Annotated in this window: 13 protein-coding genes; 6 read left to right on the plus strand and 7 right to left on the minus strand. The window is 71.9% G+C overall.

Annotated elements, in window-relative coordinates:
- Positions 1-49: 49 nt before the first annotated feature.
- Positions 50-1,468 carry a HEAT repeat domain-containing protein gene (locus tag ACIPSJ_RS37095; RefSeq protein ID WP_359224702.1) on the minus strand — a complete coding sequence of 473 codons (1,419 nt, stop codon included), beginning with the start codon at positions 1,466-1,468 and terminating at the stop codon, positions 50-52.
- Between the two features lie 300 nt (positions 1,469-1,768).
- Positions 1,769-2,161, minus strand: coding sequence for an ankyrin repeat domain-containing protein (locus ACIPSJ_RS37100; RefSeq protein WP_359224704.1), 393 nt, complete (start codon positions 2,159-2,161; stop codon positions 1,769-1,771).
- Positions 2,162-2,455: 294 nt separating this feature from the next.
- Here ACIPSJ_RS37100 and ACIPSJ_RS37105 point away from each other — a divergent pair, with 294 nt between their 5' ends.
- Both ACIPSJ_RS37105 and ACIPSJ_RS37110 read left to right on the plus strand, forming a co-directional pair.
- The gene (locus tag ACIPSJ_RS37105; RefSeq protein WP_355722683.1) at positions 2,456-2,650 is read left to right on the plus strand and encodes a hypothetical protein; all 195 of its coding nucleotides are present in this window, start codon (positions 2,456-2,458) and stop codon (positions 2,648-2,650) included.
- A gap of 37 nt (positions 2,651-2,687) precedes the next feature.
- Positions 2,688-4,244: a hypothetical protein gene (locus ACIPSJ_RS37110; protein ID WP_401352595.1), complete on the plus strand. Its 1,557-nt coding sequence runs from the start codon at positions 2,688-2,690 to the stop codon at positions 4,242-4,244.
- A gap of 120 nt (positions 4,245-4,364) precedes the next feature.
- Here ACIPSJ_RS37110 and ACIPSJ_RS37115 read toward each other — a convergent pair whose 3' ends face one another.
- Positions 4,365-5,864: a PLP-dependent aminotransferase family protein gene (locus ACIPSJ_RS37115; protein ID WP_359224708.1), complete on the minus strand. Its 1,500-nt coding sequence runs from the start codon at positions 5,862-5,864 to the stop codon at positions 4,365-4,367.
- 101 nt (positions 5,865-5,965) lie between these two features.
- Here ACIPSJ_RS37115 and ACIPSJ_RS37120 point away from each other — a divergent pair, with 101 nt between their 5' ends.
- The 4 genes from ACIPSJ_RS37120 to ACIPSJ_RS37135 all read left to right on the plus strand — a co-directional run bounded on the left by ACIPSJ_RS37120 (position 5,966) and on the right by ACIPSJ_RS37135 (position 9,439).
- Complete coding sequence (locus tag ACIPSJ_RS37120) at positions 5,966-6,619, plus strand: YitT family protein (protein WP_401352597.1); 654 nt, start codon at positions 5,966-5,968, stop codon at positions 6,617-6,619.
- Positions 6,616-7,383, plus strand: coding sequence for a glycerophosphodiester phosphodiesterase (locus tag ACIPSJ_RS37125; RefSeq protein ID WP_401352599.1), 768 nt, complete (start codon positions 6,616-6,618; stop codon positions 7,381-7,383). The genes ACIPSJ_RS37120 and ACIPSJ_RS37125 overlap by 4 nt, the downstream gene beginning before the upstream one ends.
- A 39-nt stretch (positions 7,384-7,422) precedes the next feature.
- Positions 7,423-8,772, plus strand: coding sequence for an MFS transporter (locus ACIPSJ_RS37130; RefSeq protein WP_401352600.1), 1,350 nt, complete (start codon positions 7,423-7,425; stop codon positions 8,770-8,772).
- Positions 8,773-9,064: 292 nt separating this feature from the next.
- Positions 9,065-9,439: an RNA polymerase-binding protein RbpA gene (locus ACIPSJ_RS37135; RefSeq protein WP_010046329.1), complete on the plus strand. Its 375-nt coding sequence runs from the start codon at positions 9,065-9,067 to the stop codon at positions 9,437-9,439.
- 123 nt (positions 9,440-9,562) lie between these two features.
- On the opposite strand, the gene fxsA is transcribed toward ACIPSJ_RS37135, so the two are convergent.
- The 4 genes from fxsA to ACIPSJ_RS37155 all read right to left on the minus strand — a co-directional run bounded on the left by fxsA (position 9,563) and on the right by ACIPSJ_RS37155 (position 13,801).
- Entirely contained in the window at positions 9,563-10,126 is a 564-nt protein-coding gene (gene fxsA / locus ACIPSJ_RS37140; protein WP_401352602.1) for an FxsA family membrane protein, read from the minus strand.
- Positions 10,127-10,196: 70 nt separating this feature from the next.
- Positions 10,197-10,991 (minus strand): polyprenol monophosphomannose synthase, encoded by a 795-nt coding sequence (locus ACIPSJ_RS37145; RefSeq protein WP_355720838.1) that lies wholly within the window; start codon positions 10,989-10,991, stop codon positions 10,197-10,199.
- A gap of 607 nt (positions 10,992-11,598) precedes the next feature.
- Positions 11,599-13,203, minus strand: coding sequence for an amidohydrolase (locus ACIPSJ_RS37150; protein ID WP_401352605.1), 1,605 nt, complete (start codon positions 13,201-13,203; stop codon positions 11,599-11,601).
- Between the two features lie 157 nt (positions 13,204-13,360).
- On the minus strand, positions 13,361-13,801 hold the full coding sequence (locus ACIPSJ_RS37155) for an Lrp/AsnC family transcriptional regulator (protein WP_053759891.1): 441 nt from the start codon (positions 13,799-13,801) through the stop codon (positions 13,361-13,363).
- Between the last annotated feature and the right edge of the window lie 124 nt (positions 13,802-13,925).

The raw sequence follows: 13,925 nt of genomic DNA on the forward strand, positions 1-13,925 counted from the left end.
GGAACCCCCCGTGGTTCCCGTGGTGAAGCCGTCGTCCCCCGTGGATGTGTCACACGGCGGGTGTGTCCGGTCCGATGCGGCTGCGGACGGCCGTCTGGACCTCGGCCTCCTCGGCGGGGTCGGCGGCGAGCCGGCGGAGCTGTTCGACGACCCGGGCGTCACCGGTCTCGGCGTGCCGGGCGGCGATCTCGCGGGTGGTCTCCTCGCAGTCCCACAGGCATTCGACGGCGAAGCCGGTGGCGAAGGAGGGATCGGTGGCGGCCAGGGCGCGGGCGGCGCGGCCGCGGAGATGGGACGAGGCCGTCTCGCGGTAGACGTGCCGTAGGACGGGTGCGGCGCAGGCGATGCCCAGCCGTCCGGTGCCGTCGACGAGCGTCCAGAGCGTCGGGGCGTCGGGGCCTTCGCCGCGTACGGCCTCCCGGAGGGCCGCGAGGACCAGTTCGCTGTCCTGGGCTCCGCCCCGGCAGGCGAGCATCCGTCCGGCGGCTGCGCCCAGGGCGTCGGGCCGGCGGGCCCAGCCGCGGGCCCGGTCGACGGCGGCGATGCTGCGCATGCGTTCGAAGGCGTCGACGGCCGCCTCCAGGACGGCGGCGGTGCCGTCGGCGACCGCGGCCTCGATGAGGTTCAGCGCGTCGGGGTCGTTGCTGTCCGCGAGGTAGCGCAACGCGGTGCAGCGGGCTCCGTCGGTGCCGTCCTTGGCGGCCTGGAGGATCTCCGGCCGGTCCTCGGGTCCGGCCACGGCGACCAGGCAGCGGGCGGCCGGCACATGGAGGGCCGCGCCCCGGTCGACGCCCTGCTGGGCCCACTCGAAGACCGCCCGCACGCTCCACCCCGGACGGGGCCCGGTAGGTCGCATCTGGCGTTGCCAGCGGTCGAAGCAGCCGGTCTCCTGCGCGGCACGCACGCGCGTGGCGATCGATTCGCGCGGATCGTCGGCCCACAGCCGCCAGGGCCGTGGTTCGAAGGCGTCCCGGACGGCGGCGGCCAGTTCGGCCTCGCCCTCGGCGTCCGTGGTGAAGCGCGCGAGCACCGGGGCGGCCAGGGCGCGCAGACCCGCGTCGTCGTCCCGCAGGGCGAGCTCGTCCAGGGCCCAGGCCCAGTTGGAGCCGGTGGCGGCGTACCTGCGCAGCAGTGCGAGCGCGTCCCGCCTGCCGTAGGAGGCGAGGTGCCCGAGCACGGCCAGCGCGAGGCCGGTACGGGACTCCTCGTCGTCGAGGACGTCCTCGGGGTCGAAGAGATGCGCCTCGATGGCGTCCAGCTCGCCGTTCAGGTCGAGGTAGAGCCGGGCGTAGTAGAGCGAGCGGTTCTCCACCTGCCAGTCGTGGCGGGGGTCGCTCAGCACACAGTGGTTCAGAGCCGCGAGCGCCTCGGCGCGCGGGGCGGTGAGCGCGTGCAGCGTGCCGTCGCCTCGGCCCCGCTGGAGCAGGCCGAGCAGCGTGCCGCTGGGCGCTATGACCGGATCGAACATGGGAAACAGCCTCACATCAAGCGTCGACGCAACCGGGGAGCACGCATTACCTGGCCGCGTGACACAACGTCGGAGCGCCCGCCGTCTCTTGCTTGCTGTAGACCATTTCTCTCTGCCTCTCGTCAGTGGCCCATGCGGGCCGATCACGGCCCGCGCGGTGCGGCAACACCTGCCCAGCCATCGCGTCCGTGAATCACGACGTCATGATGACTCGGCACTTCGACCTGCCGCGACCGAAATTTCGGCGGCCCTGTACCGCCTCCCCCGTTATGTGTGTTTTCGCTGGTCAGAACAGACGTATCAGTGGGTACCGAACAAATCCAGAATCTCCGCCTTGCCGAACATCCGTGCGGTGTCGACGGCCGACGGGGTGCCCGAGGCCGGGTCCGCGCCGGCCTCCAGAAGCACCTTGATCACTTCCGTCTCACCCTTGAAGACCGCCCCCGCGAGCGGGGTCTGGCCTCGGTCGTTGATCCGGTCCGCCTCGGCGCCCCGGGCCAGCAGTTCGCGCACCGCCTCGGCGTGCCCGTGGTACGCGGCGAGCATCACCAGGGAGTCGCCGCGGTCGTTGGTGAGGTTGGCCGGAACGCCCGCGTCGACGTAGGCCACGAGCGCCTCGGTCCGCCCCTGCCGGGCCAGATCGAAGATCTTGGTCGCCAGCTCCACGACCTCGGGGTCGGGGGCTTCGCTCATCGCACGGACCGCCTCTCCTGTGTGCTGCGGGGACTTTCGCGGACGGGTGGAGCGTACGGCAACGGGCGGGCCGCGGGGCCGTACGAGTGAATCGTCAGCGTACTGGCTCTGGGTGCACATGACCGGTTCCGCCCGAGGTAAAGATCACCGCAGTCAGCACAGGTCAGGAATGATCCACCAACCGAGTGAAATTCGCCAGAATTCACCCCATTGCACCTTTTATCGTATGGATACCTGCTGTGATCCTGGAAGAACTCATGGTGACTGTCCCCCTTCGACACCAGGAGATCTCAAATGATCCTCTCCATGTCAGGCGTCGTCCTGCTCGGCATCATCGTCTTTCTCTTCTTCCGGAAGGACGGGCTGAAGGCGTCGCACGCCACGATCTCGGCGCTCTTCGGCTTCTACCTCGCCAGCACGGCCATCGCACCGAGCATCAAGGCAGGCGGCGAGAGCCTGGCCAGCCTGCTCGGCGGCATCAAGTTCTGACGCCGCTCCCGTCCGTACGCACCGTCAGGAGACAGCAGTGGCCCGGCGCCCTCTTCCTCGCATTCTGAGCAACGGCGGCATGCAGCTCGCCCGGAGCCGGGAGCTGGCCCGGACGGCTGCCGACAGTGCCACCGACGTCCTCCATCCGCTCATCACCGTCACCCGCGGACTGCGCCGGCTGGCCTCGGCCGGGCGGCGCAGATGGGCGGAGACACCCAAGGACAAGCGGGGGCCACTGCTCTTCCTGGTGGCCTCGGTCGTCCTGGTCGTGGCACTGGTGCCGTACGGTCCCCTGCTCGCCGTCATCACCCTGATGGCGGCGAGCGCCTGGCACGGCCGTGACACCGCCCCACCCCCGCCGGAGGGCCCCGACGAGTCGCAGACCCAGCGGCTCCAGTCCCTGTACGAGGCCCTGGTGCCGTACTTCTCGGCCGCCGAGGACCCGGCGCCGCTGTACGCACACGGCGGGGAGTGGGAGAAGGCCTTCATCGCCCACGAGTTCGACGACACGGGCCGGGTCGGCCAGCTCCTGATCCGCTACCCCGCCTACTTCCCGGACGGCGAGCCCGCGGCCCGCGCCCGGATCGAGAACCTCCTCACCGCGAAGTCCGGGCGAGGCCGCGAGTACCACTTCGCGTGGGACGAGGAGGGCAACCACCTCACGGTGAACGTCCTCGCCCCGCTGCCCACCGACATCGCCGCCCAGCGCTTCGTCACCGCGCCGGGCGAGACGGTCCTCGGCTTCACCGACCCCGCCGAGGTCCAGCGCACCCTCCCGCTCGCCTACGGCGAGGAGCGGCGGGACGTCCCGCCGGTCGTCTGGCGCACCGGTGCCCGCTCCACCGAGCCGCACCTGCTGGTCGTCGGCCGCCCCGGCAGCGGTACCTCCACCCTGCTGCGCTCCGTCGCCCTGCAGGCGCTCCAGTACGGCGACGTCCTGGTCGTCGAGGGCGGCGGCACCGGCGAGTACGCGTGCCTCACCGGCCGGGACGGGGTCCTCGCCGTGGAGTGCGGGCTCACCGGAGCGCTCGCCAGCCTGGAATGGGCCGCGCACGAGACGGAACGCCGGCTCGTCGCCCTCAACCGCGCACGGCAGGCCGGCCACCCGCAGCCGGACGACTGCAAGCGCCCCCTGTGGATCCTCCTGGACCGGCCGAGCGCCTTCGTCCACCTGGCCTCCGCGGCCGGCCACCCCGATCCGCAGTCCCACCTCCAGGTCCCCCTCCGCCACGGCCGCGCGGCCAACGTCACCGTGGTCATCGCCGAACAGCTCGACAGCGCGGACGCGTTGAGCGAGGCGGTACGACAGCACACCCCCGCGCGTGTCGTCCTGGGCCCGGCCCTGCCCGACGAACTCGCGGCGGTACTGGGCGCCCCACCCCACACCACGCCCCTGGCCCAGGTACCGCCCGGCCGCGGCTACGCCCGACTCGGCCACGGCCCGGTACTCCGCCTCCAGGTACCGGCCACCCCCGACCCGTACGACGACGCCACGAGCGACGTCTACCGCGAGGCGGTGCTGTCGCTGCTGCCACCGCGAAGCGGGGAACTGGACGACGCGGTACCGGTGGAGGCTGCCGTAGCCGAGGGCTGAGGTGGGGGTGGGACGCTTACCGGCGCCGGCAGGGTGCCGCTGCGAGAGGCGGCTGTGAAGCGCCCCTTCAGGGGCGCGGGGAACTGCGCGACCAGCCCCCACCCACCCGCACTTGACCCACTACGCCACAAAAGTCCGCGGCGACTCGCTCCCCCCGGACGCCCCCGCCTCCACCAACCGCGCCGCGGCCGCCAGCCGCATCGCCGCCTCGTCCGCCACCGCTCCCCCCACGGTGAACGGAAGCCGCACATACCCCTCGAAGGCCCCGTCGACCCCGAACCGCGGCCCCGACGGGACACGTACCCCCACCCGCTCCCCCGCCTCCGCCAGCCGCGAACCGGACAGCCCCCCGGTCCGCACCCACAGCGTCAGACCGCCCTGCGGAACCTCGAACTCCCACTCCGGCAGCTCCCGCCGGACCGCCGTCACCAGCGCCTCCCGGTTCTCGCGCGCCTGCGCCCGGCGCAGGTCGACCGCCTGCTCCCAGCCCCCGGTGCCGAAGAGCCAGTTCACCGCCAGCTGCTCCAGCACCGGCGTCCCCAGGTCGGCGTAGGCCCGCGCCGCGACCAGGCTGCGGATCACGTCGGGAGCCGCCCGTACCCAGCCGATGCGCATGCCCGCCCAGAAGGCCTTGCTGGCGGAACCGACCGTGATGACGGTCGAGCCCGCCGGGTCGAAGCCGCAGACCGGGCGGGGCATCTCCACGTCCGCGTCCAGCCACAGCTCGCTCATCGTCTCGTCGGCGACCAGCACCGTGCCCGCCGAGCGGGCCGCGTCCACCAGCCGACGGCGCTGGTCCTCGTCGGCCAGCGCCCCCGTGGGGTTGTGGAAGTCGGCCACCACGTACGCGATCCGGGGCGCCGCCTCCCGCAGCACCTGCCGCCAGCGGTCCACGTCCCAGCCCGACAGCCCTTCGGCCATCGCGACGGGGACGAGACGGGCGCCGGCCTCCCGCATCAGCTGGAGGATGTTGGCGTACGACGGCGACTCGACGGCGATGCGTTCGCCGCGCCCGCCGAAGAGATGACAGATCGCGTCGATCGCGCCCATCGCACCGGTCGTGACCATGATCTGCTCGGGCATGGTGGGGATGCCGCGTGCCGTGTAGCGCTCGGCGATCATCGCGCGCAGGACGGGGAGCCCGGCCGGGTAGTCGCCGTGCGTGTGGGCATACGGCGGGAGTTCCTCCAGGGCGCCCTGGACCGCACGGGTCAGCCACGGCTCGGGCGCGGGCAGCGCGGCGGTGCCGAGGTCGATCACCGAGCCGAGGGCCTCGGGGGGCAGCGGTTCGAGGCCGCGGGCGGGGAGCGGGTTGCCCGCCGGGACGGCGGTCCAGCTGCCGGCACCCCGCCGGGACTCCAGGAACCCCTCCGCGCGCAGCGCCTCGTAGGCGGCCGCCACCGTCGTACGGCTGACGGACAGGGACAGCGCCAGTTCGCGTTCGGCGGGCAGCCGGGCGGCGACGGGGACGCGTCCTTCGAGGACCAGCAGCCGGATGCCGTCGGCGAGGGCGCGATAGGCGGGCGGACGCCGGGTGCCCGGGCCGGCGGGCCGTTCCTGCTGCGAGTTGAGCAGCCGGGCGAGCTGTGCGGCACCCACCGCCGAGGTCCACTGCGCCATCCGAATCAGTCCACCTTCCCCGAATTGGCCATGGCCGGCCGTCTCGACCCAGCCACAGAGTGACACGGGTCAGGCCACCTTTACCACCAGGGGGGTATCCCTTGTCCACGCAAGGCCGTCTCGGACGACGGTTGGTCCAGCTCTACGCGGGGCTCACGCTGTACGGCATGAGTTCCGCGCTGCTCGTCGAGGCGGGCCTCGGCCTGGAGCCCTGGGGGGTGCTGCACCAGGGGCTCGCCGGGCACACCGGGCTGAGCATCGGCACGGTGTCGATCGTCGTGGGCGCGGCCGTGCTGCTGCTGTGGATCCCGCTGCGCCAGCGGCCGGGCCTGGGCACGGTCTCCAATGTCTTCGTGATCGGGCTCGCGATGAACGCCACGCTGGCGCTCGTCCCCGAGGCGCACGCGTTCGCCGTGCGGATCCCGCTGATGGCGGCGGGCATCGTGCTCAACGGGGCGGCGACCGGCCTGTACATCGCGGCGAGCTTCGGGCCGGGTCCGCGCGACGGTCTGATGACCGGGCTGCACCGTCGCGGCGGCCGGTCGATCCGGCTGATCCGGACGGGGATCGAGGTCGCGGTGGTGGTCACGGGGTTCGCGCTCGGCGGGACCGTCGGGGTCGGCACCGTGCTGTACGCGGTGTCCATCGGGCCGCTGGCGCAGCTGTTCCTGAAGGTGTTCGCCGTTCCGGCGGCATCCGGTGGCAGTACGGTCGTTGCCAAGGGGTCATCGGCGCAGGTCATACTTCGCCCGTGAGCACGCTGATACGCCACCCGTACCTGGATCACCCCGGTCCCATCCCCTTCGCCCACCGGGGCGGGGCCGCGGCGGGCCTGGAGAACACCGTGGCGCAGTTCCGGCGCGCGGTCGAGCTCGGCTACCGGTACATCGAGACCGATGTGCACGCGACGGTGGACGGCAGGCTCGTCGCCTTCCACGACGACACGCTGGACCGGGTCACCGACGGGGCCGGCCGGATCGCCGACCTGCCGTGGCAGGACGTACGGCAGGCGCGGGTGGCGGGCCGTGAGCCGCTCCCCCTCTTCGAGGAGCTGCTCGAAGAGTTCCCCGACGTCCGCTGGAACGTGGACGCCAAGGCGGAACCGGCGCTGCGACCGCTGCTCGACCTGATCGAGAAGACGGACGCCTACGACCGGGTGTGCGTGGGGTCGTTCTCGGAGGCACGGGTGCTGCGGGCGCAGCGGCTGGCCGGTCCGCGGCTGGCCACCTCGTTCGGCACCCGCGGTGTGGTCGGGCTGCGGCTGCGCTCCTGGGGGCTGCCCGCGTCGGTGCGCCGGTCGGCCGTCGCCGCCCAGGTGCCGGAGTCGCAGTCTGGGGTCCCGGTGGTCGACCGGCGCTTCGTGCGCGCCGCCCACGCGCTCGGGCTGCACGTCCACGTGTGGACCATCAACGAACCCGAGCGGATGCACCGGCTCCTGGACCTGGGAGTCGATGGCATCATGACCGATCACATCGACACGTTGCGCGAGGTCATGCGGGACCGCGGCGTCTGGTTCTGAGACGCGCACGGCACCGCCACGGGAAAGGCGAGGGCACGGGTGGGCACCGAGACCGTGCGGACGGGGGCCTTGGACGAGGCCGCCGAGCTGCGGCGCGAACAGCGCGGCTGGTACTTCTACGACTGGGCGTGCTCGGTCTATTCGACGAGCGTCCTCACCGTGTTCCTCGGCCCCTATCTCACCTCGGTCGCCGAGCACGCGGCGGACGCCGACGGCTATGTGCATCCGCTCGGCGTCCCGGTGCGGGCGGGCTCCTTCTTCGCCTACTCGGTCTCCCTGTCAGTGATCCTCGCGGTGGTGCTGATGCCCCTGGTGGGCAGCGCCGCCGACCGCACCGGCCGCAAGAAGCACCTGCTGGGCGCGGCCGCGTACACCGGGGCCGCGGCGACCACGGGCATGTTCTTCCTGGACGGCGACCGCTATCTGCTCGGCGGGGTGCTGCTGGTCGTCGCGAACGCCGCCCAGTCCGTCGCCCTGATGCTCTACAACTCCTACCTCCCGCAGATCGCCCCGCCCGAGGAACGCGACGCGATCTCCTCCCGGGGCTGGGCCTTCGGCTACCTGGCCGGCTCCCTGGTACTGATCGTCAACCTGGTCCTGTACTCCGCGCACGACTCCTTCGGCCTGTCCGAGACGGAGGCGGTCCGCATCTGCCTGGCCGCGGCGGGTCTGTGGTGGGGCGCCTTCACCCTCGTCCCGCTACGACGGCTGCGCGACCGGGGCGGCCGGACGCCGGCCGAGGCGACGGCGCCGGGGCTGCGTCAACTCGCGGCGACCGTCCGGGACATGCGCCGCCATCCGCTGACGCTCTCCTTCCTGCTGGCGTACCTCATCTACAACGACGGCATCCAGACGGTGATCTCGCAGGCGTCCGTCTACGGCTCCGAGGAGCTCGGGCTCGGCCAGTCGACGCTCATCGGGGCCGTCCTGCTGGTGCAGGTGCTGGCCGTGGCGGGCGCCCTGACGATGGGGCGGCTGGCCCGGACGTACGGGGCGAAGCGCACGATCCTGGGCTCGCTGGTGGCGTGGACGGTGACGCTGGCGGCGGGGTACTTCCTGCCGGCCGGGGCGCCGGTGTGGTTCTTCGTCCTCGCGTCCGGCATCGGCCTCGTGCTGGGCGGCAGCCAGGCCCTGTCCCGCTCCTTGTTCTCGCATCTGGTGCCGCCCGGCAAAGAAGCCGAGTACTTCGCGGCGTACGAGATGAGCGATCGGGGGATGAGCTGGCTGGGACCGTTGTTGTTCGGGGTCACCTACCAGCTGACCGGGAGCTACCGCTCGGCGATCATCTCGCTGGTGGCCTTCTTCGTCATCGGCTTCGTGCTGCTGGCGCGAGTACCGGTGCGGCAGGCGATCGGCGAGGCGGGCAATCCGGTTCCGCAGAAGATCTGAGGGAAGATCCGCGAAAAGATCCAGCGGGAAGATTTAGCGTTCAACGCGGAAGGGCGGTAGTGTACGCGTTTGGCCTGCCAGGCGTACCGTTACTGCGCGTCAAAGATGCCGAAACGCTGGGTGACATCTGCTAGCAGATGTGACAAACCGGGCGCTGGTGGGTACAACAAGGGGCGGCTACGACGGCGACGCATGACCCGGAACGGGAATCTTTACCGCCGACCGGACGTTGACCGGATGACGACGACAGCGACACCTGTCCTGTGGGCGACAAGCCCGGGAGGCACGATTCATGAGTGAGCGAGCTCTTCGCGGTACGCGCCTCGTGGTGACCAGCTACGAGACGGACCGCGGTATCGACCTGGCCCCGCGCCAGGCCGTGGAGTACGCATGCGAGAAAGGGCACCGGTTCGAGATGCCCTTCTCGGTCGAGGCGGAGATCCCGCCGGAGTGGGAGTGCAAGGTCTGCGGGGCCCAGGCACTCCTCGTGGACGGCGACGGCCCTGAAGAGAAGAAGGCCAAGCCCGCGCGTACCCACTGGGACATGCTGATGGAGCGGCGCACCCGCGAGGAGCTCGAAGAGGTCCTCGAGGAGCGTCTGGCGGTTCTGCGTTCCGGGGCGATGAACATCGCGATTCATCCCAGGGACAGCCGCAAGTCCGCATAGTCCCGTCCAACGGGAAGCCGACATAACCAAAACCGAGGGCGCCGCACGTTCAGTGAACGTGCGGCGCCCTCGTTTCTGCGTGCCCGCGCGGGGAGCCGCTCCCGGCTGCCCGGCCGGGGGCGGTCACCGCGTCAGCGGCGGCCGCTCTCCCGGCCGGTCGTCGCCCGGCTGCGGGCCGGCGTCGCGGATCACCTCGCCCTGGACCACCTTGCCGTCGGGGCGGTGCATACGGGCCTGCTGGAAGGCGTTGCCCAGGGTGCCGGGGGCGGCGGCGCGGAGCTTGCGTTCGAAGGTGCGCTCCGCGAGGCGGGAGACCGCCTTCTGCACCGGCGGCAGCAGGAGCAGCAGACCGAGGGCGTCGGAGACCAGGCCGGGGATCATGAGCAGCAGGCCGCCCAGCATCATCAGGCCGTTGCCACCGCCGCTCTCCGGGGAGCCGCCGCGCTGGATCGCCTCGTTGAGGCTCTGGAAGGCACGTCGGCCGGCCCGCTTGATGACCACGGAACCCGCGACGAAACCCGCCACCAGCAGCAGGAACACGGTCATGCCGCCCGCCGCGCCCGCGACCACGGTCAGCAGCCAGACCTCCAGCACCAGCCATGCGGCGATGCCCAACGGCAGGTATCTGGCAAGCCGGGAGCGCCGGGGCCGGTCGGTGTACGGAGGGGTCTGCGCGCCAGTCGTCATGCGTCCAGTGTGCCTGGGCCCGGCTCAGTGCGGGATAAGGGGTTGATCAGCCGGATCTGTGGGTTTTCCGCTAGGACGTCCTGCCCTTGCCGGTGATCCTGCCGACCCGCTCGGTGACGCCCCACGAGGTGACCCGCCACAGGGCCTCCACCAGGATGTCGCGGCTCATCTTGGAGTCGCCCAGCTCACGCTCGACGAAGGTGATGGGCACCTCGACGACATGGAACCCGGCCTTGATGGCACGGCGGGCCAGGTCGACCTGGAAGCAGTAGCCCTGCGAGGCGACCTCGCCGAGCCCCAGCCCTTCCAGGGTCTCCCGGCGGAAGGCGCGGTAGCCGCCGGTGATGTCCCGGATCGGGAGGTCCAGGGCGAGGCGGGAGTACAGGGAGCCGCCCCGGGAGATGAACTCGCGGGACTTCGGCCAGTTGACGACCCGGCCGCCCGGCACCCAGCGGGAGCCGAGCACCAGGTCGGCGCCCTTCAGCGCGGTCAGCAGGCGGGGCAGCTCCTCCGGCTGGTGGGAGCCGTCGGCGTCCATCTCGATGAGCACGCCGTAACCGTTGTCCATGCCCCAGCGGAAGCCCGCGAGATAGGCGGCACCGAGGCCTTCCTTGCCCTTGCGGTGCAGCACCTGGACGTGGTCGTCCTCCGCGGCCAGTTCGTCGGCGAGCTTGCCCGTGCCGTCGGGGCTGTTGTCGTCCGCCACCAGCACATGTGCCTCGGGGACGGCCTGGCGCACCCGGCCGACGATGGACTTGATGTTCTCCGCCTCGTTGTACGTGGGAATGATCACCAAGGCCGTGCCGAGCGGGCCGAACCGCCTCCCCTGGGCCTGTGCCGCGAGGGTCCCGTCGCCGTCGTTCACTGCTGCCCCTTCATGTCGTACGCAGGGGTCCACCATAGTGGCCGCTGCCTGCGCTGACGTGACAGCTCATTCGTATGGTGGTGTCGATTCCGCAAGAGCGGGGTAAGGATGCCCGTTTCGGGTGGCGGTCATCCGTTCTTTCGCCATCCTGTTCGCCCGCGGAGCCACTCTGTTCCCCTGCGGATGGGGGCCCGGCGCCCTTCGGGCCGACCTGGGACCCGCTGGCTGCGGGTCGACCGAAAGCCGTTGTCTACTGAGCTCCGGGCCCCACCCGGGTCACACCTCCCGACCGGCCGGAACGTTCCCTCGTCGGCGCGGGCGCTGAGCCTGGCTCCCAGTGACGGTGCCCCGGTGCGGCACACCGTCCCTGACCCAGCGGCGCTGCGACGAGTGCGCGAACTGCTCCCCGGTCGGGCGTCCGGTGGTGGACTCGGCCGAACCTACCGGCCCGCTGCCGCTGGCTGTCAACAGCCGTTTGACCTGCGCAAACAACCTCAAACCCCTGGTCAGCGCGGAGGATGCGCAGGTCGCGCGACGGGCCGGTGGCCGACGATCACGATCACGCCACCCCGGGAGATCACTCGCCCGGCCGTACGAATGCGCCGGGTCACTCGCCCGGTCGTACGAACACGGTCCGGCCGCCCACCACCGTGCGCAGGCAGACCGGCAGGTCGCGGCCGGGGGTCAGGTCGGGCAGGCCGGGGGTGCCGGAGCGCGGGTCGGTGGACCAGCGGGCGACCCGGTCGTCGGGGGCCTGCACCACGAGTTCGTCGGTGCGCCAGACCGCGTAGTCGGCGGGCGCGCCGGGCACCAGGACGCCCGCGTCGTCCCGGCCGATCGCCCGCCAGCCGCCGCGCGTGTGCGCGGTGAACGCGGCGCGGACCGAGACGCGGTGCTCGGGCGTGTGGTGGAAGGCGGCGGCGCGGACGGTCCCCCAGGGGTCGAGGGGCGTGACCGGGCTGTCGGAGCCGAAGGCGAGCGGTACCCCGGCCTTGAGGAGGGCCGCGAAGGGGTTCAGGGTGCGGGCCCGCTCGATGCCGAGCCGCTGCGCGTACATCCCCTCCGCCCCGCCCCACAGCGCGTCGAAGGCGGGCTGCACCGAGGCGATCAGACCGAACTCGGCGAAGGCGGCGATGTGCCCGGGCGTGAGCATCTCGGCGTGCTCGACCCGGTGCCGGGCGGCGCGCACACGGGCCGGGCCGACCTTCTCGGCGGCGGCGCGCACCCCCTCGACCACGGAGGTCACGGCGGCGTCGCCGATGGCGTGGAAGCCCGCCTGGAGGCCGGCCTCGGTGCAGGCGATGACATGGGCGGCGACGGCGGCCGTGTCCAGGTAGGCGGAGCCGGTGTGGGTCTCGTCGGCGTACGGCTCGTGCAGACAGGCGGTGTGCGAGCCGAGCGCCCCGTCGACGAACAGGTCACCGGCCGCACCGGCCGCGCCCAGCTCACGCGCCTTGTCCGGATTCTCCTCGGCCCAGTAGCCGACCACCCGGGGTCCCGGCGCCTCGGTCGCGAGCCGCAGCAGTCCGGTGAAGTCGTCCTCGGAGGAGATCTTCGGCCCGCCGCACTCGTGCACGGTGCCGATACCGAGGGAGGCCGCGTGCGCCAGCGCGGTGCGCTGCGCCTCGGCGCGCTGTACGGGCGTCACGGCCGCGAACGCCGCCGCGCGTACGGCGTGGTGGTCGTCGCTCGTCAGCGGGGCGTCCTCCCGGGGGGCCACGCCCGGGACCAGGTCCAGCAGGGCCGTGGTGACGACCGCCGAGTGGACGTCGATCCGGGAGAGATACAGCGGGCGTCCACCGGTGACCGCGTCCAGCTCGGCGCGGCTCGGCGGCCGGCCCTCGGCCCAGCGCGAGGCGTCCCAGCCGTGCCCGAGCAGCACCTGGTCACCCGGGCGACCGGCGGCGAAGTCCCGTACCAGCGCGAGCGCCGCGTCCAGCGAGCCCGCCCCGGACAGGTCGAGGCCGGTCAGCGCGAGCCCGGTGGACGTGGTGTGCACGTGGGCGTCCGTGAAGGCGGGAGTGACCAGCGCGCCATCCAGGTCGACAACCTCGTCGACCCCGTCCGCGAAGGCGTCGGCGGCCCCCTCGGACCCGACCCAGGCCACCTGCCCCCGCTCCACCACCATCGCGGTCGCGAACGGATCGGCGGGGCTGTGCACCTCTCCACGACGGAGAAGAACGGTCTTGGGCTCGGGGGCGCGCTCACTCATGGAGACCAGTCTCACCCCTCACACCGATCACTTTGAACGAGGGGCACCCGAAACGCGCCCCGTCAGGGGCGCGGGGCCGTATCAAATATGCGGCTCCGCCGCGTGGGCGCGACCAGCCACAACGCACCCGCAGACGACGCACAGGCCGCACCGGCGCTCAAATCCTCGGCGGCCGTGCCTCATAAGGCGTCGACAGCACCACCGTCGTCCGCGTCGACACCCCCGCCAGGCCCCGCAGCCGCGCCAGCAGCTCCTCCAGTTCGTGCGGCGTGGCCACCCGCACCTTGAGGATGTAGTTCTCGTCGCCCGCCACGCTGTGGCACGCCTCGATCTCGGGAACGCCGGCCAGCCGGTCCGCGATGTCGTCGGGCGCGCTGGGATCGAACGGTTTCACCGAGATGAACGCCGTCATGGGCAGCCCGACGGCCTCCGGGTCGACGACCGCGGCATAGCCGCGGATCACGCCACGCTGTTCCAGCCGACGCACCCGCTGGTGCACGGCCGACGTGGAAAGACCCGTGGCCTTGCCCAGGTCTGTGTAGCTCATCCGCCCGTCCTTGACGAGCAGCTGCACAATTTGACGGTCCAGCTCCTCCATGGCGCAAAAACTACATTGCGCCTGATCTCCTGGGATACCTCAGCGGCGCAGGTCATGGCCGGTTCGTGATGTGACGCGGGGCAGGCTGTGAGCCGCCTGAGGGACAAAACCACCGCACCGGGCA

The organism is Streptomyces sp. NPDC090088, assembly GCF_044747345.1.
Lineage (GTDB): Bacteria > Actinomycetota > Actinomycetes > Streptomycetales > Streptomycetaceae > Streptomyces.

What these genes read in the sequence shown, in the direction of transcription:
- ACIPSJ_RS37095 (WP_359224702.1), bottom strand. Translation starts at nt 1,468, where the DNA reads ATGTTCGATCCGGTCATAGCGCCCAGCGGCACGCTGCTCGGCCTGCTC.
- ACIPSJ_RS37100 (WP_359224704.1), bottom strand. Translation starts at nt 2,161, where the DNA reads ATGAGCGAAGCCCCCGACCCCGAGGTCGTGGAGCTGGCGACCAAGATC.
- ACIPSJ_RS37105 (WP_355722683.1), top strand. Translation starts at nt 2,456, where the DNA reads ATGATCCTCTCCATGTCAGGCGTCGTCCTGCTCGGCATCATCGTCTTT.
- ACIPSJ_RS37115 (WP_359224708.1), bottom strand. Translation starts at nt 5,864, where the DNA reads ATGGCGCAGTGGACCTCGGCGGTGGGTGCCGCACAGCTCGCCCGGCTG.
- ACIPSJ_RS37135 (WP_010046329.1), top strand. Translation starts at nt 9,065, where the DNA reads ATGAGTGAGCGAGCTCTTCGCGGTACGCGCCTCGTGGTGACCAGCTAC.
- fxsA (WP_401352602.1), bottom strand. Translation starts at nt 10,126, where the DNA reads ATGACGACTGGCGCGCAGACCCCTCCGTACACCGACCGGCCCCGGCGC.
- ACIPSJ_RS37150 (WP_401352605.1), bottom strand. Translation starts at nt 13,203, where the DNA reads ATGAGTGAGCGCGCCCCCGAGCCCAAGACCGTTCTTCTCCGTCGTGGA.
- ACIPSJ_RS37155 (WP_053759891.1), bottom strand. Translation starts at nt 13,801, where the DNA reads ATGGAGGAGCTGGACCGTCAAATTGTGCAGCTGCTCGTCAAGGACGGG.